The sequence below is a fragment of the Endozoicomonas euniceicola genome (assembly GCF_025562755.1).
GTDB lineage: Bacteria > Pseudomonadota > Gammaproteobacteria > Pseudomonadales > Endozoicomonadaceae > Endozoicomonas_A > Endozoicomonas_A euniceicola.
The window spans coordinates 4,420,593-4,443,699 of record NZ_CP103300.1 but is presented as its reverse complement, the minus strand read 5'-3'; the positions used below and the strand labels follow the sequence as shown (position 1 = coordinate 4,443,699).

24 protein-coding genes and 1 pseudogene are annotated in these 23,107 nt (G+C 47.3%); 6 read left to right on the top strand and 19 right to left on the bottom strand.

Annotated elements, in window-relative coordinates; all coding sequences use genetic code 11:
* The first annotated feature begins 120 nt into the window (after window positions 1–120).
* A pseudogene (locus tag NX720_RS27225) lies at window positions 121–1,340 on the top strand (ISAzo13 family transposase).
* Between the two features lie 83 nt (window positions 1,341–1,423).
* Here NX720_RS27225 and frdD read toward each other — a convergent pair.
* Genes frdD through frdA form a run of 4 tightly spaced genes read right to left on the bottom strand, consistent with a single transcriptional unit; the run spans window position 1,424 to window position 4,754 of the window.
* A complete protein-coding gene (frdD, locus tag NX720_RS17820) occupies window positions 1,424–1,774 on the bottom strand; it encodes a fumarate reductase subunit FrdD (RefSeq protein WP_262596384.1) in 351 nt (116 codons plus the stop codon).
* 13 nt (window positions 1,775–1,787) lie between these two features.
* Entirely contained in the window at window positions 1,788–2,174 is a 387-nt protein-coding gene (locus NX720_RS17815) for a hypothetical protein (RefSeq protein WP_262596383.1), read from the bottom strand.
* A complete protein-coding gene (locus tag NX720_RS17810) occupies window positions 2,174–2,923 on the bottom strand; it encodes a succinate dehydrogenase/fumarate reductase iron-sulfur subunit (RefSeq protein WP_262596381.1) in 750 nt (249 codons plus the stop codon). Before NX720_RS17810 ends, NX720_RS17815 begins: the two co-directional genes overlap by 1 nt.
* Before the next feature lie 13 nt (window positions 2,924–2,936).
* Window positions 2,937–4,754 carry a fumarate reductase (quinol) flavoprotein subunit gene (frdA, locus tag NX720_RS17805; protein ID WP_262596380.1) on the bottom strand — a complete coding sequence of 606 codons (1,818 nt, stop codon included), beginning with the start codon at window positions 4,752–4,754 and terminating at the stop codon, window positions 2,937–2,939.
* Window positions 4,755–5,323: 569 nt separating this feature from the next.
* Between frdA and NX720_RS17800 the strand changes: the two genes are divergently transcribed.
* Window positions 5,324–5,905 carry a hypothetical protein gene (locus NX720_RS17800; RefSeq protein WP_262596379.1) on the top strand — a complete coding sequence of 194 codons (582 nt, stop codon included), beginning with the start codon at window positions 5,324–5,326 and terminating at the stop codon, window positions 5,903–5,905.
* A 215-nt stretch (window positions 5,906–6,120) separates the two neighbouring features.
* Here NX720_RS17800 and NX720_RS17795 read toward each other — a convergent pair whose 3' ends face one another.
* The 15 genes from NX720_RS17795 to NX720_RS17725 all read right to left on the bottom strand — a co-directional run bounded on the left by NX720_RS17795 (window position 6,121) and on the right by NX720_RS17725 (window position 19,707).
* Window positions 6,121–6,789 carry an E3 ubiquitin protein ligase gene (locus NX720_RS17795; protein ID WP_262596378.1) on the bottom strand — a complete coding sequence of 223 codons (669 nt, stop codon included), beginning with the start codon at window positions 6,787–6,789 and terminating at the stop codon, window positions 6,121–6,123.
* 452 nt (window positions 6,790–7,241) lie between these two features.
* Entirely contained in the window at window positions 7,242–7,889 is a 648-nt protein-coding gene (locus NX720_RS17790; RefSeq protein ID WP_262596376.1) for an E3 ubiquitin protein ligase, read from the bottom strand.
* 101 nt (window positions 7,890–7,990) lie between these two features.
* Window positions 7,991–8,230 (bottom strand): FliH/SctL family protein, encoded by a 240-nt coding sequence (locus NX720_RS17785; RefSeq protein ID WP_404831101.1) that lies wholly within the window; start codon window positions 8,228–8,230, stop codon window positions 7,991–7,993.
* A gap of 111 nt (window positions 8,231–8,341) precedes the next feature.
* On the bottom strand, window positions 8,342–8,995 hold the full coding sequence (locus tag NX720_RS17780) for an E3 ubiquitin protein ligase (RefSeq protein ID WP_262596374.1): 654 nt from the start codon (window positions 8,993–8,995) through the stop codon (window positions 8,342–8,344).
* A gap of 101 nt (window positions 8,996–9,096) precedes the next feature.
* Window positions 9,097–9,759, bottom strand: a complete 663-nt coding sequence (locus tag NX720_RS17775) for an HrpE/YscL family type III secretion apparatus protein (protein WP_262596372.1) — start codon at window positions 9,757–9,759, stop codon at window positions 9,097–9,099.
* Window positions 9,738–10,433, bottom strand: a complete 696-nt coding sequence (locus NX720_RS17770) for a Yop proteins translocation protein K (protein ID WP_262596370.1) — start codon at window positions 10,431–10,433, stop codon at window positions 9,738–9,740. The genes NX720_RS17775 and NX720_RS17770 overlap by 22 nt, the downstream gene beginning before the upstream one ends.
* The gene (gene sctJ, locus NX720_RS17765; protein ID WP_262596368.1) at window positions 10,430–11,185 is read right to left on the bottom strand and encodes a type III secretion system inner membrane ring lipoprotein SctJ; all 756 of its coding nucleotides are present in this window, start codon (window positions 11,183–11,185) and stop codon (window positions 10,430–10,432) included. The genes NX720_RS17770 and sctJ overlap by 4 nt, the downstream gene beginning before the upstream one ends.
* A 61-nt stretch (window positions 11,186–11,246) precedes the next feature.
* The gene (locus NX720_RS17760; protein WP_262596367.1) at window positions 11,247–11,687 is read right to left on the bottom strand and encodes an EscI/YscI/HrpB family type III secretion system inner rod protein; all 441 of its coding nucleotides are present in this window, start codon (window positions 11,685–11,687) and stop codon (window positions 11,247–11,249) included.
* A 75-nt stretch (window positions 11,688–11,762) separates the two neighbouring features.
* Window positions 11,763–12,137, bottom strand: coding sequence for a CesT family type III secretion system chaperone (locus tag NX720_RS17755; RefSeq protein ID WP_262596366.1), 375 nt, complete (start codon window positions 12,135–12,137; stop codon window positions 11,763–11,765).
* Window positions 12,138–12,150: 13 nt separating this feature from the next.
* A complete protein-coding gene (locus NX720_RS17750) occupies window positions 12,151–13,344 on the bottom strand; it encodes a TyeA family type III secretion system gatekeeper subunit (protein WP_262596364.1) in 1,194 nt (397 codons plus the stop codon).
* A 57-nt stretch (window positions 13,345–13,401) separates the two neighbouring features.
* The gene (locus tag NX720_RS17745; protein ID WP_262596362.1) at window positions 13,402–14,925 is read right to left on the bottom strand and encodes a hypothetical protein; all 1,524 of its coding nucleotides are present in this window, start codon (window positions 14,923–14,925) and stop codon (window positions 13,402–13,404) included.
* Between the two features lie 28 nt (window positions 14,926–14,953).
* Window positions 14,954–16,216 (bottom strand): type III secretion system translocon subunit SctE, encoded by a 1,263-nt coding sequence (gene sctE / locus NX720_RS17740; protein ID WP_262596361.1) that lies wholly within the window; start codon window positions 16,214–16,216, stop codon window positions 14,954–14,956.
* A 295-nt stretch (window positions 16,217–16,511) separates the two neighbouring features.
* Complete coding sequence (locus NX720_RS17735; protein ID WP_262596359.1) at window positions 16,512–17,006, bottom strand: SycD/LcrH family type III secretion system chaperone; 495 nt, start codon at window positions 17,004–17,006, stop codon at window positions 16,512–16,514.
* Window positions 17,007–17,029: 23 nt separating this feature from the next.
* Window positions 17,030–17,740: a hypothetical protein gene (locus NX720_RS17730; protein WP_262596356.1), complete on the bottom strand. Its 711-nt coding sequence runs from the start codon at window positions 17,738–17,740 to the stop codon at window positions 17,030–17,032.
* 296 nt (window positions 17,741–18,036) lie between these two features.
* Entirely contained in the window at window positions 18,037–19,707 is a 1,671-nt protein-coding gene (locus NX720_RS17725) for a hypothetical protein (protein WP_262596355.1), read from the bottom strand.
* Window positions 19,708–19,902: 195 nt separating this feature from the next.
* Here NX720_RS17725 and NX720_RS17720 point away from each other — a divergent pair, with 195 nt between their 5' ends.
* The 4 genes from NX720_RS17720 to ppa all read left to right on the top strand — a co-directional run bounded on the left by NX720_RS17720 (window position 19,903) and on the right by ppa (window position 23,008).
* Entirely contained in the window at window positions 19,903–20,928 is a 1,026-nt protein-coding gene (locus NX720_RS17720) for an ABC transporter substrate-binding protein (protein ID WP_262596353.1), read from the top strand.
* Complete coding sequence (locus NX720_RS17715) at window positions 20,912–21,640, top strand: ABC transporter ATP-binding protein (protein ID WP_262596352.1); 729 nt, start codon at window positions 20,912–20,914, stop codon at window positions 21,638–21,640. The genes NX720_RS17720 and NX720_RS17715 overlap by 17 nt, the downstream gene beginning before the upstream one ends.
* Complete coding sequence (locus NX720_RS17710) at window positions 21,637–22,404, top strand: ABC transporter permease (RefSeq protein ID WP_262596351.1); 768 nt, start codon at window positions 21,637–21,639, stop codon at window positions 22,402–22,404. The genes NX720_RS17715 and NX720_RS17710 overlap by 4 nt, the downstream gene beginning before the upstream one ends.
* Before the next feature lie 76 nt (window positions 22,405–22,480).
* The gene (gene ppa, locus NX720_RS17705; protein WP_262596350.1) at window positions 22,481–23,008 is read left to right on the top strand and encodes an inorganic diphosphatase; all 528 of its coding nucleotides are present in this window, start codon (window positions 22,481–22,483) and stop codon (window positions 23,006–23,008) included.
* Window positions 23,009–23,107: the final 99 nt, after the last annotated feature.

Sequence of the window (23,107 nt, the reverse complement as noted above, 5' to 3'; positions counted from 1 at the left end):
AACCAGACTAGGACAAATCCAACAAACCTCAATAAATGAAAACTACTTAGGGGAGTGGCATAACAAACTTTACCGGAGTATCTTTCCTGCTTACTCCCTCTGTGATTGATTGTGAACGTCATGTCCAGCGTTAATGTCACCCCTGAATGCAAACACCTCATTATACTTGCTGCTAAAAAGCTCAAAGGCTCTGAACACAGAGCCTTCATAGCTGAAGTCGCTGAACAGCTCTGTTTTGGTAGTCCACGCCTTACTGAAACCGAGTTCAATTTTGGTCGTCATACCGTTGAACTCGGGATGCATGAAAAAAGGACAGGACTTATTTGTTATGGAAATTACGTATCTCAGGGCAAGCCAAAAGCAGAAGTAGCAAATCCTCAACTGGAACAAGACATTCGAAGCTTGGTAGACCCTGAAAGTCAGGCTGACCCGCAGCTCAGAAATACGTTCTCCTATGCTCGCATAACAGCCAGTGCTGTTCGAAAAAAACTGATTGATGAAAAAGGGTGGCAGGAAGAGCTACTTCCCAAAGAGCGTACTTTCTGCAACATGTTGAACCGCATGGGCTATAAACTTCACAAGGTACAGAAGACCACGCCGGAAAAAAAATCCCGGAAACCGATGCCATCTTTGAAAACGTCAAACAAGTAAAAAGCACCGCAAGCCAGAGAAAGCAGAGTCTTCAGATCAGCATTGATTGCAAAGCAACGGTTAACCTTGGAAATTTTTCCAGAGGTGGTAAAGCAAGAGGAACTGAAACGGTCAAAGCGCTGGATCATGATATGGCCACCAAAGAAAAAATGATCCCCTTTGGAATACTCAATCTGGAAAATGATCAACTGTATGTCTTTTACGGTAACTCTTACAAAACCAGTGATTTTATCTGCGATGCCATTGAACAGTGGTGGGAGCAGGTGAGGGAAACTAACAGGTATGTCGATGAGCTGGTTATCTACGCAGACAACGGTCCTGAAAGTAACAGCCACCGAACTCAGTTTCTTTTCAGAATGGTTGAGTTTGCCAAAAAAGTGGGGCTGAAAATACGGCTGGTTTACTACCCTCCCTACCACAGCAAGTACAATCCGATTGAACGAGGCTGGTCTTATCTTGAGAACCATTGGAATGGCAGCCTTCTAAACACAGTAACGTCTGTTTTAGAGTGGACAAAGACAATGGTATGGAAATGCATGAACCCGATAGTGAAGCTACTTGATCAACCGTATCAAAAAGGGGTGAGACTGAGTAAACAGGAATTAGCTGAAATACAGCCTCACATCATTCGCCACTCTGAGTTAAAGAAATGGGATGTGACAATTGTTCCGGAACCGGTAAATTATTGATTGCCGCTCCCCTTATAGTTACAAACAAAAAAAAGGGGCAAGCCTGAAAGCTCCCCCCTTTTTTTGTATCGCTCAGCTCTGAATCAGACCAGTACCGCGATAACTGTTGCAATGCTCAGTACCAGAGTACCGCCGTAGCACAGAATCTTCACACCAACACCAGGGTGCATACCCAGATCGTGAGAACCGTGATAGATACGGTGGATACAAGCCCAGTAAGACGGCACCAGTACCGCCAGCAGAGCCAACTGACCAATCAGGTTGTTCAGGAAGAAACCGGACATACGCTCATAAGACAGCGCTTCAGCCGGAATCACACCCAGAGAAGACAGCAGAATAACCAGAATCATCGCCGGAAAAAACAGTGCGATGGTGGTACCACCTGCGCCAAACAGGCTCCACAGCAGGGGTTCAATATGACGTTTCTGACTCATCTTATTTACTCCCTTAAACCATTGCCGCTGCAGCCAGGATCACAACAGAGATACCTGCCAGACCTGCGTACATCAGCTTGTTAACAATAGGGTCTGCCACTTTCTTGCGAATGAACTGGGGCAGAACCCGGGGCGTCATGTCGAAGTAAGTCACTGCGTGATACAGGGTCATGCCCAGAGTCACCACAGTAAACAGAATCATCAGCGGGTTAGCCTGGAAAGACAACCAGCTGCTCCATGCTTCAGCGCCTTCGCGCAACTGCAGGATACCCCAGAACAGGTTAACCGCGTACAGAGCATCGAACACACAGGATGCTTCACGCACCATGTAGTTACGATAGAACGGGTGATCCATAAACCAGGTACGCTTCATCGGGCGTACATAAGGGCGACGACTCATCACTTAGCTCCTTTGCGTGGCATCAGGAAGGACAGAGCCCAGTCCTGGGAGCCTTGCAGCTTGTTCTGGTTGATAGCGGCAGCCGGGTCAACGTTCTTTGGGCAAACCTCTGAACAGTAACCAACAAACGTACAGGACCAGACACCATTCTTGCCCTGAATCACTTCCGTACGCTGGTCGTAACCTTCGTCGCGGGAGTCCAGGTTGTAACGGTGTCCCAGGGCGATAACCGCAGGGCCGGTGAACAGAGGGTTCAGACCCATCTGCGGACAGGCGGAGTAACACAGCATACAGTTGATGCACATGGAGAACTGCTTGTACAGGCCCAGCTGCTCAGGTGTCTGCTTATTCACGCCCTCTTCAACCGGCTTCTCCATCGCATTGATGATGTAAGGCTTAACGGATTCCAGCTTGTTGATAAAGTCTTCAGCGTCTACCACCAGATCACGCTCAATCGGGAAGTTAGCCAGAGGCTCAACCTTAATGGCGTTCGGGTAGAAGTCGCGCAGGAAGGTTTCACAGCCCAGCTTTGGCGTGCCGTTGATGACCATACCGCAGCTACCGCATACCGCCATACGGCAGGACCAGCGGTAGGACAGGGAAGAGTCCAGTTCGTCCTTGATGTACTCCAGCGCGTCCAGCATGGACCAGGCTTCAACATAAGGAATCTCAAAGGAGCCGTAGCCCGGCTTCTCATCGGTCTCCGGATTGTAACGGAGAATCTCGATCGTAATCGTCTTGTTGCTCATTAATCGATACTCCTTACTTCTCTTTGCCCGCAGCACTCTTTACAGCCGCAGCACTCTTTACAGCCGCAGCGCCCTTTTCAGCCGCAGCGCCATAAACACGCTCTTGTGGCTGATAGCGGGTGATATTTACTTCCTGATACTCCACACGTGGCTCAGCATCGCCGTTGTAGTAAGTCAGGGTGTGCTTCAGGAAGTTCTCATCGTCACGAGTATCAAAATCATCAAGACGCACGTGCGCACCACGGGACTCCTTCCGGTTTACACCGCCTACGGCGATGCAGTGTGCAACCGCCAGGGAGCTTTGCAGTTCGAAGGCTTGCAGCAGTTCAGTGTTGAACACCTTGCTCTTATCTTCGATCTTGACGTTCTTGAAGCGTTCGCGCAGTTCAGCCATCTTGTCAACGCCTTCCTGCATCTCGTCACCAAGACGATAGATACCGAAGCATTTTTCCATGGTCTGAACCATTTCCTTACGGATGTGAGACAGCTTCTCAGTACCGTTGGCATTTCGCAGGGACTCAATGTTATCCAGATGTCCACGAGCCTGATCCAGCAGCTTCTTCTCGTCAGACATAGTAGCCTGTCTGGCGAAGTCAGCCGCGTAGTCACCGGCTACCTTACCAAATACAACGGTTTCAGCCAGGGAGTTGGAGCCCAGGCGGTTAGCACCGTGCATACCCACAGATGCACACTCGCCAGCAGCGAACAGGCCCGGAATATCGCTTGCCGTGGTGATGTCGGTACGGATACCACCCATGGTGTAGTGGACAGCCGGACGAACGGGTACGGGTGACTTGACAGGGTCAACACCCACGTAGTTCTTGGCCAGGGAACAGATCAGCGGCAGACGATCCATCAGTTTTTTCTCACCCAGATGGGTCAGGTCCAGCATCACCGCGTCACCCAGCGGGGTTTTAACGGTGCGGCCCTTGCGCTGCTCCTGCCAGAATGCCTGGGACAGCTTGTCACGGGGGCCCAGTTCCATGTATTTGTTTTTGGGCTGGCCAACCGGTGTTTCCGGACCCAGACCGTAGTCCTGCAGGTAACGGTAGCCGTCCTTGTTCAGCAGGATACCACCCTCACCGCGACACCCTTCGGTCATCAGTACGCCAGAGCCTGGCAGACCGGTTGGGTGGTACTGAACGAATTCCATATCACGCAGAGACGCGCCAGCACGCAGAGCCATACCATGACCATCGCCGGTAACGATTGCGCCATTGGTGTTAAAGCGGAATACACGACCGGAACCACCGGTAGCTAAAACAACGGACTTGGCCAAAAATACCTTGGGCTCGCCGGTTTTTACTTCAATGGCTGTGACACCCTGAGCACGGCCATCTTCCATGATCAGGTCAGTGGCGAAGTATTCGTCGTAACGCTCAATAGATGGGAACTGGGTAGAGGTCTGGTACAGTGTATGCAGCATATGGAAACCAGACTTGTCCGCCGCAAACCAGGTACGTTCGATCTTCATACCACCGAAAGCACGGACGTTAACGTTACCGTCAGCCTTACGGGACCATGGACAACCCCAGTGCTCCAGACGGATCATTTCGTCCGTAGAGTTTTGCACGAAATAGTCAACGACCTCCTGGTCACACAACCAGTCACCACCGGAAACTGTATCAACGAAGTGGTTTTCAAAAGAGTCGTGATCCTGGACTACGCCAGCCGATCCACCTTCTGCGGCCACAGTGTGGCTTCGCATTGGGTAAACCTTGGAGATCAGAGCCACTTTCAGACCCGGATCTTTTTCCGCTACCGCAATGGCAGCTCGCAGACCGGCACCGCCAGCACCTACGATTACTACATCGGCCTTAATGACTTGCATTATGCCAACCTCTGTGAGGGTCCGGCGCACCCGAATCGCAAGCGTCTCTGGTTCCGGACGGGTTTATTGGAAATTGCTAAAAAAGCACAAAACCTGAATGGGGATAGCGGCTGTTTACAACCACTATTCCCGTTCAGGCTTCCTGAAAAATTAACCAGACTCATAATGCAAACAGCCTTCCTGACGTTTGGTGCCAGGTGCAAAACAGAATACTGAGTGCCATTAGCCAGACTGACAGTATTTAGTTATGGTCGAATACTTCGACTTGGGACACTGAAGTTTTACGGAAACTGCAATAAACAGATCACCAGTATAGCTGCGATAACAATCTCGGTTTTTCCACTAGTAATGATGTCTATTTATACATATTGTCAATAATTAATTTGTTAGCGAAATGTAGAGATTTGGTAGGGAAAATACAATCACGAAATCCCTCAATTAAATCCGTATTTGACGTAAGGCTGTCAAAGTACAAACAGCGGTCACATCTTTGCATCTCACTTTGACAATTAGAAACACAGAGACTATCTACACCCTGACAATTCAAACATTAACCAAAGATTTTTAGCATGAAACCACTCTTACTTACCTTCTACCTGCTGATATTACCGTCACTGCCTTTCCATGCCTTTGCTAGAGTCTGCGAGGACTTTGACAGCAAAAGCAACAAAGAAAAAATTCATACTTACACTGCTGCACAGGAAAACTTTATTCTGGCCATACAATTAGAAAAAACTTTTCACACACTACAGGCTCTGCTGAATGAAAAGCAGGAATTCAAAGAATCCGATAGCTTGCCGCTTAGTGAGATACCACTGGCGATGTCTGCCAATTTTAACGAGGGATGGGCTAGCATGCTTCTGCTATTAACTGAGCAAACTCGACAGCTTGACCGCATTGCAGACTGTTACTACCTTGGCAAGCTAACCCCACAGCAAGAGAGCAGATTCTGGATTTTCAACATCAGGCCTCACGACGACCCTTACGTTGGTTTTTTACTGCAATCCGTTCCCGGCAGCAAGAAACGCATTGCCAGAGTCACCACACCCAAAAGCTGCAGGAATGGTAAATGCCAGTTCTACAACTTAGAGCTCAATAAAAAACTCGACAGAAGTATCATCATGCTGGGGTATGGCTCGTTATCCAATTAATGCCGGAGCAGTGCCGGCAGTCAGACTTTCACAGCGTTTCAATCATGCCCCAACAGGCTGGCATCGTTGCTTATGCTCTTAACGGCAGAGTTATGGTTTTTTTCAAAACGCTTTTGCAGTGCAGCAATTTGCAGATAAACGCTGGTCTGCAACAAGATCAATAAGTGCTATCGCCCTGTACCTCCTGACAATTGCGGGAGGCTATTCCTGCCAGTTCAGACTGCTTCACCAAGCCGTCGCGTTACCAGATCGGCAATGTCTAAACCAAAACCAAAACCAAAAACACCATTGGTGACAGTTTGTGATAAACCAAGAAAAGCCAGAGGAGGAGGGTAGTTGCGATGTCGTCGAAGTTGAATCTCCAAGCCCCCGAAAGCACCTGCTATCTGTGCCAATCTGACTATCAGTTCACCATGCGGGATAACTCTGATAAGGGGCAAGTGACCGATCTTAACACATCCCCCCAAAACGATACCCCCTACAACACCAGTAACAAGTGCGCCAATACTGTTATACAGAGCAAGAGGACCTAGATCCCGATAAGAATTCGCCGTTGTAAAGCTTATCAAGCTGATATTGATGAAAGGTTCAGAGAACAAAATGGTATTCTTCGCAATATTCCAGATAGCAATACCAGTACGGGTAGCTGCGTCGATCATTCTCTGGAAATATGTCCTGTTATCCAAGCCCGCAGCGAACTCTTCCGATACTTTTTTTGTGCAGAGTGGACACCACAGGTGTCCATTGTCAAACCAGGCAACTATGCAGGGTCTCCCAAAGACATGGCTCTCAAAGCATGGCAGAGCAACCTTATCATGGGATAAACCTGGCCTGACTTCGTTATCAAAGGCTTGCTGGCAAATTGCACATATATCATCACTCATAACTCAGCACTCCTGCTAAAAATTGCTGACAGTGCAAGACGGATGCCAGAATTCGCTCCGCAGGCAAACAGAAAATCTAGCAAAGAATAGATATTATAGTTTCAATCAAGACCTAAAAGGCTGTCGTCATTGCTGATACTCTTAACGGCAGAGTTATGGATTTTTTCAAAACGCTTTTACAATGCAGCAATTTGCAGATCAACGCTGGCATCAACGACACCGATCTCACTCTCCATAATACAGTCACCGGTTGAAAGACGCTGGCCTGCAACAAGATCAATAAAGCCAACGCCTTTATATTCAGAAAGAATGTCGTTTACTTTGGCCTTACACTTTTTTATGCCAGGAGCCTGGCAACTTGTTCTTAATACCTGAACGGTACCAGATAGCCATTGGTTGAGTGCTATCGCCCTGTACCTCCTGAAAATTGCGGGAGGGCTATTCCTGCCGGTTCAGACTGCTTCACCAAGCCGTCGTGTTACTACACTGACAAGTTCTAAACCAAAACCATAAACACCATTAGCGACAGTTTGTGATAAACCAAGAAAAGCCAGAGGAGGGTAGCTGCCATGTCCAAGCAAGCCCCCGGAAGCAGCTGCTACCTGTGCCAATCTGGCCATCAGTTCACCATGCGGGATAACTCTGATAAGGGGCAAGTGCCCGATCTTAACACATCCCCCCAAAACGATACCCCCTACAAAACCAGTAACAAGTGCGCCAATACTGTTATACAGAGCAAGAGGACCAAGAGCCTGATAAGAATGCGTCGTTGTATAGGCTATCATGCCGAGAGTGGTTAAAAATTGGGTGACCGAAATGGCATCCTTCGCAATATTCCAGATAGCAATACCAGTACGGGTAGCTGCGTCGATCATTCTCTGGAAATATGTCCTGTTATCCAAGCCCGCGGCGAACTCTTCCGATACTTTTTTTGTGCAGAGTGGACACCACAGGTGTCCATTGTCAAACCAGGCAACTATGCAGGGTCTCCCAAAGACATGGCTCTCAAAGCATGGCAGAGCAACCTTATCATGGGATAAACCTGGCCTGACTTCGTTATCAAAGGCTTGCTGGCAAATTGCACATATATCATCACTCATAACTCAGCACGCCTGCTAAAAATTGCTGGCAAAGCAAGACAGGTGTCAGAATTCGCTCCGCAGGCAGACAGAAAATCTAGCAAAGAATAGATATTATAGCTTCAATCAAGACCTAAAAGGCTGTCGTCATTGCTGATACTCTTAACGGCAGAGTTATGGATTTTTTCAAAACGCTTTTGCAGTGCAGCAATTTGCAGATCAACGCTGGCATCAACGACACCGATCTCACTCTCCATAATACAGTCACCGGTTGAAAGACGCTGGTCTGCAACAAGATCAATAAAGCCAACGCCTTTATATTCAGCAAGAATGTCGTTTACTTTGGCCTTACACTTTTTTATGCCAGGAGCCTGGCAACTTGTTCTTAATACCTGAACGGTACCAGATAGCCATTGGTTGAGTGCTATCGCCCTGTACCTCCTGAAAATTGCGGGAGGGCTATTCCTGCCGGTTCAGACTGCTTCACCAAGCCGTCGTGTTACTACACTGACAAGTTCAAAACCAAAACCAAAACCATAAACACCATTAGCGACAGTTTGTGATAAACCAAGAAAAGCCAGAGGAGGGTAGCTGCCATGTCCAAGCAAGGCTCCGGAAGCAGCTGTTATCTGTGCCAAGCTGGCCATCAGTTCACCATGCGGGATAACTCTGATGAGGGGCAAGTGACCGATCTTAACAAATCCCCCTAAAACGATACCCCCTACAAAACCAGTAACAAGTGCGCCAATATTGTTATACAGAGCAAGAGGACCAAGAGCTATAGAAGACTGATTCGTTGTATGGGCTATCACGCCGAGAGCGGTTGGAAATGGGGTGGCCAAAATGACATCCTTCGCAACATTCCAGATAGAAATACCAGTACGGGTAGCTGCGTCGATCATTCTCTGGAAATATGTCCTGTTATTCAGGCCCGCAGCGAACTCTTCCGATACTTTTTTTTGGCAGAATGGACACAATAGGTGTCCATTGTCAAACCAGGCAACTATGCAGGGTCTCCCAAAGACATGGCTCTCAAAGCATGGCAGAGCAACCTTATCATGGGATAAACCTGGCCTGACTTCGTTATCAAAGGCTTGCAGGCAAATCATACATATATCATCACTCATAACTCAGCACTCCTGCTAAAAATTGCTGGCAAAGCAAGACAGGTGTCAGAATTCGCTCCGCAGGCAAACAGAAAATCTAGCAAAGAATAGATATTATAGCTTCAATCAAGACCTAAGAGGCTGTCGTCATTGCTGATACTCTTAACGGCAGAGTTATGGATTTTTTCAAAACGCTTTTGCAGTGCAGCAATTTGCAGATCAACGCTGGCATCAACGACACCGATCTCACTCTCCATAATACAGTCACCGGTTGAGAGACGCTGGTCTGCAACAAGATCAATAAAGCCAACGCCTTTATATTCAGAAAGAATGTCGTTTACTTTAGCCTTGACCATATTGTACTGGCTGGGAGGAATGCGAATCGTTACCTGTTTTTCATTCCGGACATGCTGCAAAGCATTACGAACCAGGTTAACAGCCAGCTCTTCCTGGTCAAACTCACCAATGATTTTTTTCACCCCGGACATAAGAATCTCAGCCAGCGTTGTTTCCACTTCTGCAAGATAGTTAATGGTTCGACTGACAACTTTCAACATCTGGTCAGCCTGATCTATCTTGCTTTCGGCTACACCGTCTTCATAGCCTTTTTGCTTTTCCTGCTCATAGGCGACTTTGGACGCTTCAAGAATCTGCCCGGCTTTCTGCCCGGCCGATTCAATAATATCTTTTGCTTCCAGATAACGAGCGTAATCACTGGCTTTCAATACCTTGGCTGCCGGATCAATGTGCAGCACCCCATCAATCAGGACAACAGGAGACGCCATTCTTTGTCGACCTCCCTGAATGTCTTGACCAATAAATTCACGCATTCGGTGTCAGACAGATTCACTGCCCGGGTATTCGTCAACGCTTCCTTGCATGACTGGGGTAACTTTAGTTCCAGTCGCTTTCTGAAAGATACTGGTGCCTGAGAGAAAGCCTTGCCAATAACCTGTAACCCACTGGTTTGCAGATACTGTTTAAAACGTTGCAGGTGATTCCAGTCAATCAGTAAGCTCGGCCCCTGTTTGCTGGCAGCGCGACTGATAAACTGTGCTTTTTTTACTGCAAACCGATAGGCGTCAGTCCCAAGGCATTGTTCCAGAGCCGCCCGTTCATTCCGGCGAACAGCATTTCGAATGACATTTTCGTTGAGAACAATGCCAATATAAGTAGCTGTTTCCAACAATACTTCCGTTGTTACCAGTCCAATTCGTTTAGCAGGTTCCTCAAAATCGTAATCATAATTATCGTGCAGGGAGAACTGGGTTAAAAGGTAATGGGAGAGGTGAAAATCGGCATTTCCCGCTTTTCGCAGCTGTGACACTAAAGGCGAAAGCTTCACCGTGGTCAGCCAGGTCGAGTCGATGTAACGCACTAGATAGAGGTTGAACTCGGCGACTCGCTGAAACAGATCCAGGCTTTGCCGCTCATCAATCAGTGGGTGAGAGGCATTCATTTAGCCTTACCTCCGGAATTAGCCGGAGTCCGCATATAAAACCACCAGTAAGCACCACCTGCGCCCGCCAGAATAAGCACCACCAGTCCAAGCAGAATAAAGATGATCAAGGTAGCGTTTGACCTGACCTTGTCAGGAGCCAGCAAACTGTTCTGATTGATACGAGTGGCAGGGAACAGGGAAACAGTGATTTTGTCCAGAGACAGACCTTCAATACTGTTTGAAACCAGTGTTTTTACTTTCGGTATAAACCCCGCCAGCTCCAGCTCTGGTGTGTATTTGATAAAGACAGAAGCCGAAGACGGGTAGTTGACATCGCTCAGGGTGTCCTGCTCCTGCGGCAATACCACATGAACACGAGCCGTAATCACACCATCAATCATCGACAGGGTGGACGACAGTTCCTGAGACATTGAGTAAGTGTAACGAGCCCGTTCTTCGGTCGGTGAAGAGATCAAACCGTCTTTGGGAAAAATATCACCAATGGAAGAGTATTTTTCTTTCGGGTAACCCAGACTCTTGAGGAGTTTGATGGAACGGGACACTTCATCCGACCCAACCATCAGCGTGACTAATTTGTCTTTGTCGACTATTTTCTCTGCCGCTACTTCGCCATCCAGCAAAATAGCCAGCATTTCATTGCCTTCTTTCTCGCTGAGACCGGAATAGAGTTCAACCTTACAAGCCGCCAGCAGTAAACTGAAAGAAATGACGCCCAGTATCCTGAGCCTGCGTTGTAAGTCGTGCTTCATCAGGGAGCAACCTGCTGGTTACAAGGTTCCGAACTATTGCTTTCAAACCAGCGCGGAACCCTTACTGGTTCTTCAACAGCGTATCGAACGTCTGAGTGCTCTTACTGACGATTTTACCGATGTAATCCTCAGTCACCATCAGGTTAGTCATCGCCATCTGAGTCTTAAACATCTGTTGCATATTCATGACCTCACCTTCCTGAGGTGGTGTCATGGCACTCTGGACATCAGCCCTTCCTGCCTCTACATGATCTCTTAAACCCTGCATACCCCGGAGAATTTTATCTCCCAGCGTTAATGCATCTCCTTCAACCGGTGTCGTTTTTTCAACACCTTCTGTCAGGACATTTTGCCCGTTAACATTTCTTTCCGGGGTTTGTGAGAGCAGTTCTCCAAATTTTTCTGCTGCTGAAGCATCGGCCTGATCGGGAGATGCCGTCGGCTCCAGAGATTCCAGAGCCTTTTCAGCCAGCTGGCTGGAGTTGGTAATATTTTCGGCCATTTTTTGGACCTCTTGAGTCGCATTCATACTCTCGTTAAGGTGATCCCCGTCAGCCTCCAGACCACCCGTTGCAAGTCAGACACTCCCAATCTTTTCAAACTGCTGAGTCAGTGTATCGATAGTCGTTTCAATATTAGGTCTGGAAAACTCCTCATTAGCCAGATAGATAAACAGCAAAAGCTCTTCATCTCCTTTTAAGCCCACCTGCATTGGAAACTTTGAAGCTTTCGTGTAATGACATTCTTTTAAGGCTTCAACCAGAAGCCCAAGGCTGTCATGAAGCGGGATAGAGCGCACCAGGTACATTAATACGCCGTCTTCCTGCTGTTCAAGATACAGCTCCCCACGACGTTCAAAATCAAGACTGAGTACACCACTCTCACCAAAGCTCAGGTTGTCAATGCCCATTCCTTTGCCTATATCGGCTATTACGTCATCTCGCCAATCCATAGCGTTGTTATCCTCATAAGGATTTGTTTGCGTCTGGAAGATCAATCATAACTTCACCAATAATGCTGCCTGAATCCTGCTGACTGATTGCCATATCCTCTTCAGCTTCCTGCTCAATCTTCGAGTCCAGTCCCTCAGTAGCAGCAGCGATAATAGCCAGCTTGGTATCGTCATTAGCAAAAACTTCTTCCGGAATCATTCTGACCATGGCCACCACTTTCGTCAGTGTAAATATCTGTGCGTCAAGCTGCTGAACATTCATAGCGTCGGGTATTTTTTCAAAATCAGCTTCCGTCACCCACTGCTGTTGAACCAGATTGAGCAATTGTCCCATCAGGACATTCTCATTCAGTTCCGTTTGCGGGTAAGTTCTTACCAGCTGCTCTTCAGTTTCAAGACAGCTGTCGTTAATAGCCACCAGCTGCTTCAACTTGCTCAGGTCTTTGACGATGGCATCAAGATGCTCAGGTGGCGCTGATGGTGTCATGGAGGCCATTTCAGATGACAGTAACTTCAACTGCATAAGAATGGCTTCTTCGACATCATCGGTACCATAGTTTTCAGTAAGGAAGTGATGGAGTTTTTCCAGTGACTGGTCATCGCGGACATAGGATTGAACATTACTGTCGTAGGCTTCCCGTATCTCCCGGACACCACCAAAATGAGAAAACTCAGCAGCATCTTCCGAGATATTAGACGCAGCGGTGATCAGTGACTCGTGCTCAGTCCTGATGTCATCCCTGACTCCCCGTAACTGGTCCGCTTTTTGCTTGTCACCCAGTTGTTCAAAGTAATCTGCCGCAATATCCAGGGCGGTAAACTGGTCAACGGGATCGTCTGAAAATTCTTCCAGCTTTTCACGAATTTGCTGATTGGTGAGATTTTGCTGAGTCTGGAAATTATTAAGAAGGTCTTTAACGCCCTGTACACCCTGTATGGTCTGGATTTTCTTGATACGTTCGAGAATGGAAGCGGATAGTCCGGTGCCGGTCTTGAACTTACGCTTATCGGACGTTTTATTTTTGAACTGACCTGCTATGAACGACATTTCTTCTGCAGCATCAGCGAATTTGGATGCGGTATCAGAGGTAGCAACCAGCCCTTCTCCCTGCAGTTTGCCCTGAAGCCCCTGAGGGCTTTTAGCGCCTTCAGGTTGCCTGGCAGGACCCGGATGCTGAGTGAAATGTACGCCACCGGTATCAATCATTCACCTTCTCCCTGAACGCAAAAAGCCAGTCCGGAGGGACTGGCTTATTCACTTTCACTAGACATTGAGTTTTTTGAATGTCTCGTTATCGCTCCGGATTAGTTCTTCCGTTCTATTTTGCGTGGATTTAACCATATCCTGCTGCAGCTGCATCCACTCACTCTCACTGGTTGCAGCATTTTCATGAGTCTTCTGCAAGGCTTCTTCTTCTTTCTGCTCTGCCTGCTCCTGAGCAACCTGATATTGAAAGCCTGCCCCTGCAGTTTCACCAGTACTCCCCACCATGGTTCCGACAGCAGATGTCTTCTGCAACTGGGAGTTGGTTGCAGTGGATTGCATTTGAGACTTGGTATTAAGATCAGCACCTTCCGGTGTATCCACTTTAGTGCTTTTTGCCGCACCGGCCATAGAGATACCGCCCGAAGCGATTTTCATGGAGCCGCCCACAGTGCCCGCTAACAGCGAATGAAAACCTGCTTTCCTTATGTCATCTGCCTGACTAAGGACTGATTCTTTGGCTGCGTCGTATGCAATAATTCTCGACTCTCTGGCGATCTTGCGCCCGGTGACACTCATCTTAAATAAAAGTTCGAGTACCAGAAAGATATCAGCCAGCGCTTTTACCATAGTATCACCCGGGTAGTGTCCATTTAACAGACTGCTTGCGGCTGATATAGCTTGTTTCAATTTATCGATTACCTGACTACTGTCTTGCGCCAGGAGGCTCAGGTTTTGGAGCTTTGCCGGGTCAGCAAAGGCTTTAAGGATATTTGCCTGCTCCTCACTAAGCCCGGATTTCAGCCAATTTTGCAACTGCTGAGAGACTTCCTGTGAACTTCCTTGAAGCAAAGCCAGAAATCGCCCGGCTTGTTCCTGACTAAAGCCCAGGGCACCCAGTTTGGCTTTATTGCCAACGGCCTGGTGCATGGAAGCCAGAGCATTGCCTTCATCATCAGGGTCTGCCAGTGCCATCAAAGCATCAACCTGAGCATCACTGAACCCCATACTCTTGAGAGAGTCTTTTTTGCCTTGCAAAGCTTGCGCCCCACCATGCATCGACTCAAGAGCGTTTTCAGCATCATCAGGGTTTGCCAGCGACATTAACGCATCCATCTGTCGCTCACTAAAGCCTAATGCAGCCAGTACTGATTTTTTACCCTCCGGACTGGAAGTATTATTTCCGCTGATCAGCTTCAGGAAACCAACAGTCTCCTGCATTATTTCACTGTATTCCTTTAACTGAGCCATCTGCTCCCGGGAAAGTGATCCTGTCTTAGCGCTTCGAACCAGTTCAAGAGTATTTTTCAGAGCTTCATCAGTGACTTCTCCCAGCTCACCCAGGCTGTTCCTGGCCTGGTTCATATGATTTGATTTAACATTCCCTGGCTGATCAAGATCCGGCCTTCTGGCTTCCTGCCCCTTAAGTACATTAGATTCATCTGCTTTTTGACTGGTGCTGATATGCTTTCCGTCAAGATTGCCCGAGCCGACCTTGTCTACATCTTCAGTACCCTGTAACGCATTGGCTTGTGAAGATAAATCTACGTTAGTGGTCGAAAGTGTCTGTCCTACCTGTTGCATAACTGATCTCCTTTCAAGAACGAATCACTCAAGCTTTTAGATTACGGGCAAGAGTAGATTTCGTATCATGGTTAGCTTTAATGATGTTGGCAGCAACGCCGTAACCTGACTGCAGTTCATCTATCGCTCTTTGAATACCTTCCATGGCATCATCAATCTGCTGTTGAATTCTCAACATGAACGCTTTTTCTTCCAATGCGTCTGCTTTAAGGTTTTCTGCCTGATAGCTATAAGTAGAAGATGCCGCCTGAGCGCTTCCGTCCCCCATCGTGGCACCACCCTGTATCGCCTGGGCAATTTTCTTAAGCTTATTCATCATGTCCGACATTTTGGATGTCGTCGCAGCAGCCGTGGAAGCCGTATTAGTAGCCGTTGCAGTCACTGACGCTCCAGTTGAAGCACCTGAGGCAGCACCTGAGGTCGCAGCATTAGCCGCTACCTTAGAAGCAGTGGACGCTGCATTAGCAGAACCACTGGCTGCACCTGCAGCCCCCAGAGACAACACGATAGAAAGACCCGTCCAGAAAGCCATCGCCCCGATTTGCGCGTCTTTACCGTCGCCAAAAATTTTCATCATAAAGTTATTAGTTTCTGATGAAATAACCATTGTGGCTGTAAGCGCTAAAGCCGCAAACATCATACCTCCTGCGACTGCACCAACTCCTGAAGCCACCATTGCAACCGCTGCAACAGCCATTACAGCCATTGCAATAAAGCCGAATATTTTTCCGAAGAAGCTGCTTTGCTTAGCCTTATTGGCTTTCTCGATAGCTTCTGTGATCTGGCTGATTCGCTTGTCACTGGCTTCACTTCTATTCATTTGTCCCAGTTTAATCGCTTCCTGATCAAACTTTATTCTTTCGTTTTGAAGCTGACTCTGAAGCTTGGTAACCAGTGTTGTCGCAGAATCAATATCCAGAAAGTCCTTATTATTCAAAGCGGCTTGCATCAACTTTGTGACATCATCCTGAATCCCTTTTTTCAAATCATCAGGTATCTCTACAATCGCCGAGAATCGAGTTAAGACATCATCAAAAGCATTGTATAGTTTGTTGAGTTTTGGCTGACCATTAGCCGCAAATAAATCTTTCATACGTGCAGGGGCTGAGTGCATGGATGATAGAGAGTTATCGGGGTCATCCGGGTCTGCAAGGGCTGTCATACCGTCAATTTGAGCTTCGTTAAACCCCATCTTTTGCAATTCAGCTTTTTTACCCTGGAGGGTCGAGACCTGGTTAGCCAACGGTTTTTTCCTGAACTGCTCAACGCTTTTGCCAAGCGTTTCAGCCATTGGCGTATTCTCATCCTGCTCATGCGCCTTTAAAGCCTCAGTGGTCGCTTTTTCTGACTCACCTTTCTCAGAGGGTTTATCGAGATTCGGTTTAGGAGTTTGGGAAGCCGGGGCAGCATCTTTTTGATCGCCTTCAGTTCTGGAGTACGAGTTTTTTTCACTGAAACCTCTGTCTACAGGTTTTTCAGCTTCCTGAACCTCGGTTTCCCCTGAAATCAAACCAGCCAGCCTGGTATGATCTGTATTTCCTACAGAACTTGTATTAATTCCACTCATTGATACTACTCCCTGAAGGTTATTCGCCTTGTTCAGAATCCGTTAAATTGTCGAGCATTTCTGCAGCACGTTGTTTCTCAGCGTCGTACTCTGAAGACTCAGAAGCCCATTCAATAGCTGATTCATAAGACTGTTTAGCTTTTTCCTTATCACCCATCGCCAGATGGCAGTCGCCTATGTAAATCATTGGGCGAGGATCATGTTCGTCCAATACCAGTGCGAAGGTAAAAATTTCAATCGCATTTTCAAATTGCTTTTGCATTTGCTGACATGCACCTAAACCCAAAAAATACTTGCGATTAAAGTGGTCATAAAAGCAAAGAAACTGAAATACCTTCTGGGCTTCCTCATACTTACCGCCCTGATAAAGATTGTATGCAACGCTGTAAATAGCCTCCATTGCATCCTCACTCATATTTTTCAGGTCTTTAAAGGTTCCCCCCTTGCCAAAAAACTCCATGAGCATATCTTCCATTTCTTCACCAGATACCTGATCGATATTTTGATTATTCACGCGTCATTCCTCCCTGAATTAAATCAGCGTAGATTCTGAATTATTGTACTTATGGATTGATAGTACTTATTTATAAAGTTAGACAACATCTCGAACGACTGGTTGTATTTATTGATTGTTTGTTGCAATTTGGTTGTTTCCAGCTGGGACTGAGTGGTCAAAGCCTCAATTTCTTTTTTCAGGCCCTCAATATTAACGTCCCATTGAGTAGAGTTATGATTATCACTGTCGTCATAAAAACCTGCTCCATAACTATTCCAGAACTTTTTAAATTCATCCGTAAATTCGGTCGTACCAGTAGTACCTTTTTTAGAAGCTTTAGCTTTTTCATTTTTTGCCTTCACCAGCCATTCATTCGCCAGTTCTAACTTTTTGTTTTTTTCCTGAATCGATTCAATTTGCTCGCGAAGTTGTACCTGAATAATATCGGCTCTGGCAGTCAGTACCGACATAACAAGCGCATCCAGACTAGGTTTTGAAAAATCGACTTTTTCACCCAGGGTATAGGCATTTATCGTGGCTGCACCAGGTCCTATATAATTGTCGCCTTGCCAGTTTGCAGGGTTGCTGACCTGGTTCAGCATTGAAACAGGGGTCTGAACATAAACAATTTGTTTAGCCGCTTCATTCAGTTCACCAGCGTATTTAAGTGCGTTGAGTGTCGATTTATCAACAGCATAAAAGTGTGTTGGTGTGAGCGAATTTCCCTGATCATCGGGATCAGCCAGAGCCATCAGGGCTTCTATCTGAGAGTCACTGAAACCTGAAGCCCTGAGAGAGCTTTTTTTACCTTCGTTGATCGTGACAGGTGCCGTTAATGTTCCGGTACCACCAGTACCTCCCCCACCATTGCCTGTCCCATCTACCGCCGGTGTCCCGTCCGCCATCTGTTAAGAACTCCCTGTATTTCGTACAAAGGATTAATTTTGCACATTACCTTTAATCTAGGTTACTCCTGCCATTCGATACTAAAAATGACTGAGACTTCAGTATGAAATCTCAAATAGTTATAATTATTTTTTTTTAATTCCTATATTATTCGGTTTTTGAAACGCCTCTGAACGCTCACTATCTCATCAATCACCTGCTGATTCGCAGCTACAGCAGAGTCCTGTTTAAGCCGTTCTATAAATAATGCTCCGGGTATTCCGTCTGAAGAAGACAATACACCATAAGCAGCAAACAGAATCTTGTTGGCTTCATCTTCTGAAAAGTTTTGATTTATTTTATTAACCAGCTCCGCTTTCAACAGGAAGTAATGGCGTCTGTTCGTTAAGTTTTCTAAATTGAGATGATCATTCGGCCCCAAACCCAGATTTTCACCCAGTTCAACTTCTGAAAGTTTACCTTTCCCCTGAGGCCGCAATGGCTTCCTGGCAACCGGTGGCGGCTGCCTTTTTTCGTCTGCTCTGAGTCTGTTCAGACGATCATCAATAGCATCAATATGAGCTTTAAAAACTGTTTTTGCTCCCATTGGCAGACCCGGAGTCTGCATCAGAGCAACGGCACTTGCGCGATAGTTCACCAACATATCTTTATTCAGATTCGGCAGGTGATCGAGCATTTCCTGAGTGTTGTCATACATTGCACCTGCTAACTCTTCTGCTGGCATCTGTGGATTCTCGATCATTCTTTTTGCAACATTGCAAACCCCTGATACCGCCTGCCACCCTGCTTCAGAGCAATCAAACCCGGCTTCACGCAATACAGGAGCCAATATTTTGGCAATTCGGCCTGAAAGTGGCTCACTGCTATCGCCCCTCGTCAGCTCTGCTTCAAGCCTGGTAATATCCTCCGGGTTTATCCTGCCCCTATTCTTCAATAACTCCTTCATCCTCCGCTGAGCTTCTTCCTGCTCAAGCGTTGGAGCCTCTGCACTCTGGAAGTCAGGATTTTCCACCGCCAGAAAGTCATTCTTTGGTACTGAAGGCTCAGGCGTTTCATCCGGCTGACTGCCATTATTCTCTTTTTTCTTCTTTCCTGAATCCGGAGGTGGAGGAGGCGGGGCATCCCGGGGACCATCATCGCTGTACATAAAGGCTAAGGACATCGACAACATCATGGCTCCCGTTGCGTAAAGGAAAGCGCCCGCAGGAAAAGTAGCCATCCCAACGCCAATCAGAACAGATCCGATAACAGAGCCCGTAAGGTATTTTTTGTAAGGTATTTTATCTATAAAGGAAGTACGCTTAGCGAGCCCTGCCTCAATCTCCTGCTCCCTCTCATGGTCAGGATCACCATCAACCTCCTCTGTTGATGTTATTTGAACGTTTCGCCTGCCTGCGGGGGCCGGAGGCTCTTCGCCAACCGGGGGCGTATCTGTCGGAGGCTGGTCATCATGCCGGCGGGGCTGTCTCGGGGGCCTGTCAGAGGTTACACCTTCAGGATGTTTCCTCCTTAATTGCTCGTCCAGAAGTTCATCCAGATCACCAGATTCGAAACCTTCATCTTCAGATAGCGCCTCAAAACCCTCTGGATCAAAACTGTCACTGTATTTTTCTGCAGATCGTTCATGGATATTCCGCCCGCGTGGACGACTCACCTCAGGAGCCTTCCCTCTGCCCACAACGCTTCTGCCACGGGTAGAGGTAACGCTGCTACTGCGATGCCTCCCTACTTCCGGCGGCTGGGTTCTTTCCGGCTCCAAAGAACCGCCAATCGGGCTACCTGTTCGACCCGATCCATCTGGTGGGTATGCCATAAAAAGCTTATTCCAAAGTTCCTTTTCATATATTTGATAAAGTCTAGTTTATTTGTTTCGGGGTATTTTTTGATAATTACCTGTTCTGCTGCTTTACTCCCCGCTGATACTTGCCGATGCAAGCCTTCACCATGAGTCAGCCTGGAGCTGCCTGAATTTAATTTTAACGATCAGAATAAAAAGGCTGACAACGCCATGAAAATGTTCCACTCCCTGTGGCTGGGTCTGCTGGCCTCATTCCAGTTACTGGCTGCACCTGTACCACATCGAGACTCCCTGAATGTCTCATTACTGCCATTTTTTTCCTCTGCCGCAGTTTTTATTGCAAAAGAGAGGGGCTATTTTGCGGAACAAAATCTCGATGTTGACTTTATACACGCCGGAGCCGCACAGAACGTTGCTCTTGCCGTCGCATCCGGAGAGGCTGATATTGGCGTAACAGCACTGACTGCTGGCTTTTATAATCTGGCAGGCAAAGGTGAGCTGAAAATTATCGCCGGTCAATATCAGGAAAAAAAAGGTTGGCCCGGAGCCACTTACCTGGCCTGTAATTCAGCCTTTGAAAAAGGCTTGACCTCTCCGAAAATGACCATTGACCACAAAATGGGCATCACCCAAACCGGCTCAACCTTTCATCGCTGGTATGGCGCAATGGCTCAAAGTCAGGGGAAAACACTGGAAAATGACCACCTGATACGACTGCAAACCGTACCCGCCATGATCAGTGCACTGGTTTCCTGTCAGGTGGACAGCATCATTATGATGTCGCATGTCGCCTTTAAACTATCAAGCGAAAACAAAGCGCACATCATTGGCAGAGTATCAGACTATAACCCCGGACAAATGGGCGTTGTCTTCACCTCCCCAGGCTCTCTAAACAAACAACCCGATAAAATATCGCGTTTTTTAAGTGCTTATAAAAAAGCCAGCCAGGACTATTTTGACACCCTTATTACTGGCAATGATGATCACGCAAAACAGGCTCTGTTAACCCAGATCAACCAGTATCTGACTCCCAAACTTCCAGAAAGGCTACTTCCCAAAGCGGTCGTTTATCTGGATCAAAATGCTCAGCCAGACATTCCATCCATGCAGGAAAACCTGAACTGGTATCAACAACAGGGTCTGGTGAAAAAAAACTATAACCTGGCCGATATGCTGGCATTAAGCCTGCTGAACAACCCTGAGAAAACTCCGGTTAATAATGGAAAACTGCATTGAAATCTCTAATCTTGGGTTTACTTACTCAACCCAGCCGGTTCTTGCCGAGGTAAACTTTACACTGAAAAGGTCAGAATCTCTGGCCATTCTGGGGCAGTCGGGCTGCGGAAAGTCAACGTTACTGCGACTGATTCATCAGCTGTTAACACCTGATAACGGCAATATCCATATCAAAGGTCAGTCGTCCATTCTCTTTCAGGACGATCGTCTGATGCCATGGCAAACCTGTATGGGCAATGTCAGGCTTGCCCTTACCCGGTCATCATTAACCCGCCCTGCCCAAACAGAACAAATCACCACCCTGTTTGAAAAACTGCAAATCCCGGAAGTCAGCAATCGTTATCCACACGCTTTATCAGGGGGTATGCGACAACGTGTAGCCCTGGCGCGGGCTCTGATAAACCAGCCAGATTTACTGCTTCTTGATGAACCATTCGCCGCAGTTGATCACTTCACCCGGCAGGCACTGATTATTGAACTGCACCAGCTGCGTCAGACTAACCCGGTCTCAATGGTTCTGGTAACCCATAACATTGACGAAGCCCTGTTTCTCAGCGACCGAATACTCATTCTGGGCAACAGTCCAACATCTGTTCAGCATTCGGTGGAAGTACCAGAGCTGCCAACAGACTGGCAAAGTTTCTACCGGTCAAAAGAGGTTGCCAACATCAAAGTCGATATCCTCAGCACTCTGGAAACAGTGCAGCAATGAATTCACCAACAAAAGCACATGGTCATTCATCACTACTGTGTCTGGTTGCCACAGCAGCCATTATCCTGCTCTGGCAGACTGGCTGCGACACCAGCCTCATTAATACCACCTTTTTACCTTCCCCTCTTACCATTGGCACAACACTGTTTGAAGAAATTTTGCATGGTGAACTTCTGCAACATATACAGGCCTCCATTATTCGTCTTCTGACCAGTGCCTCCTTCGGTATTATTTTTGGACTACTGGCTGGCCTGGCAATACATCTCTCTACAATCACCCGCTCAGTACTCTCTCCCTGGATTTCCAGCCTGTTTGCAGTGCCTAAAATTGCCTTGCTGCCTCTATTGGTTATGTGGCTGGGAACTGGCGAAAGCAGTCGCCTTGCCATGATTGCGCTGGGGGTAGCCCTGCCCACTGCTATTTACACCTGGAACTCACTGGATCATGTTGAATACAAGTGGATAGAGCTGGGTAAATCATTGCAGCTATCCCGTTACCAGACAATTCGCCATATACTGCTGCCAGCCGCGCTACCCAATATTCTGACGGGCATTCGCCTGTCCACCACCATTGGCATCATTCTGTTAACGGCTGCAGAAATGCTGGGGTCATCCTCCGGAGTGGGCTTTTACCTTATGAATGCTGGAAATCTGGCCCTGGCCGAATACATGATGTCGGGCATCGTAGTGCTGATATTACTGGCCAATGGTTTCAACCTCTTGTTAGCACTTGTCAGCCGCTATCTGCTGCAATGGATGGAATAACGAAGACTATTGCGCAAATGCGCATTATAATGTCGGTTTTTAACTAGCCCTGAAAAGCCTGAAAAAGATTTAAAATATGAGTTACGCAAACATTCCAGCAGGCAAAAGCCTCCCAGAAGACATTTACGTTGCCATTGAAATTCCGGCCAACGCGTCACCCATCAAGTACGAAATTAACAAGGATATTGATGCCCTCATGGTAGACCGCTTTATGGCTACCCCGATGTTCTATCCGGCCAATTATGGCTATATTCCACAAACTCTGGCTGACGATGGCGACCCGCTGGATGTTCTGGTCGTAACACCTTATCCGGTGGTTCCGGGTTCTGTAATTCGCTGTCGTGCAGTAGGTATGCTGAATATGTCGGATGAAAGCGGTCAGGATGAAAAGCTGATTGCCGTCCCACACGACAAGCTGACCCCAATTTATCAGGATGTGCAGGAATACACTGATCTGCCTCCCCTGCTGATACAGCAAATCGAGCATTTCTTCGAAAATTACAAAGATCTGGAACCTGGGAAGTGGGTTAAAATTGACGGCTGGAAAGGTCGTGACGCTGCCTTTGAGGTCATCAGGCAGTCTGCTGCCAACTATAAAGACTAAGAAAGACTAAATTGATGTATAAGGTTGATGTAATCCGGTTTGCAGTCTAACTTGCAAGCCGGATATTAACTTCCACAATCAGGGACACCACAACCAATA

Coding starts and splice junctions, on each gene's coding strand:
- frdD (WP_262596384.1), bottom strand. CDS start 1,774: ATGAGTCAGAAACGTCATATTGAACCCCTGCTGTGGAGCCTGTTTGGC.
- NX720_RS17815 (WP_262596383.1), bottom strand. CDS start 2,174: ATGAGTCGTCGCCCTTATGTACGCCCGATGAAGCGTACCTGGTTTATG.
- NX720_RS17810 (WP_262596381.1), bottom strand. CDS start 2,923: ATGAGCAACAAGACGATTACGATCGAGATTCTCCGTTACAATCCGGAG.
- frdA (WP_262596380.1), bottom strand. CDS start 4,754: ATGCAAGTCATTAAGGCCGATGTAGTAATCGTAGGTGCTGGCGGTGCC.
- NX720_RS17800 (WP_262596379.1), top strand. CDS start 5,324: ATGAAACCACTCTTACTTACCTTCTACCTGCTGATATTACCGTCACTG.
- NX720_RS17795 (WP_262596378.1), bottom strand. CDS start 6,789: ATGAGTGATGATATATGTGCAATTTGCCAGCAAGCCTTTGATAACGAA.
- NX720_RS17790 (WP_262596376.1), bottom strand. CDS start 7,889: ATGAGTGATGATATATGTGCAATTTGCCAGCAAGCCTTTGATAACGAA.
- NX720_RS17780 (WP_262596374.1), bottom strand. CDS start 8,995: ATGAGTGATGATATATGTATGATTTGCCTGCAAGCCTTTGATAACGAA.
- NX720_RS17775 (WP_262596372.1), bottom strand. CDS start 9,759: ATGGCGTCTCCTGTTGTCCTGATTGATGGGGTGCTGCACATTGATCCG.
- NX720_RS17770 (WP_262596370.1), bottom strand. CDS start 10,433: ATGAATGCCTCTCACCCACTGATTGATGAGCGGCAAAGCCTGGATCTG.
- sctJ (WP_262596368.1), bottom strand. CDS start 11,185: ATGAAGCACGACTTACAACGCAGGCTCAGGATACTGGGCGTCATTTCT.
- NX720_RS17760 (WP_262596367.1), bottom strand. CDS start 11,687: ATGGCCGAAAATATTACCAACTCCAGCCAGCTGGCTGAAAAGGCTCTG.
- NX720_RS17755 (WP_262596366.1), bottom strand. CDS start 12,137: ATGGATTGGCGAGATGACGTAATAGCCGATATAGGCAAAGGAATGGGC.
- NX720_RS17750 (WP_262596364.1), bottom strand. CDS start 13,344: ATGATTGATACCGGTGGCGTACATTTCACTCAGCATCCGGGTCCTGCC.
- NX720_RS17745 (WP_262596362.1), bottom strand. CDS start 14,925: ATGCAACAGGTAGGACAGACACTTTCGACCACTAACGTAGATTTATCT.
- sctE (WP_262596361.1), bottom strand. CDS start 16,216: ATGGCTGAAACGCTTGGCAAAAGCGTTGAGCAGTTCAGGAAAAAACCG.
- NX720_RS17730 (WP_262596356.1), bottom strand. CDS start 17,740: ATGGCTCTGGCTGATCCCGATGATCAGGGAAATTCGCTCACACCAACA.
- NX720_RS17725 (WP_262596355.1), bottom strand. CDS start 19,707: ATGGCATACCCACCAGATGGATCGGGTCGAACAGGTAGCCCGATTGGC.
- NX720_RS17720 (WP_262596353.1), top strand. CDS start 19,903: ATGAAAATGTTCCACTCCCTGTGGCTGGGTCTGCTGGCCTCATTCCAG.
- NX720_RS17715 (WP_262596352.1), top strand. CDS start 20,912: ATGGAAAACTGCATTGAAATCTCTAATCTTGGGTTTACTTACTCAACC.
- NX720_RS17710 (WP_262596351.1), top strand. CDS start 21,637: ATGAATTCACCAACAAAAGCACATGGTCATTCATCACTACTGTGTCTG.
- ppa (WP_262596350.1), top strand. CDS start 22,481: ATGAGTTACGCAAACATTCCAGCAGGCAAAAGCCTCCCAGAAGACATT.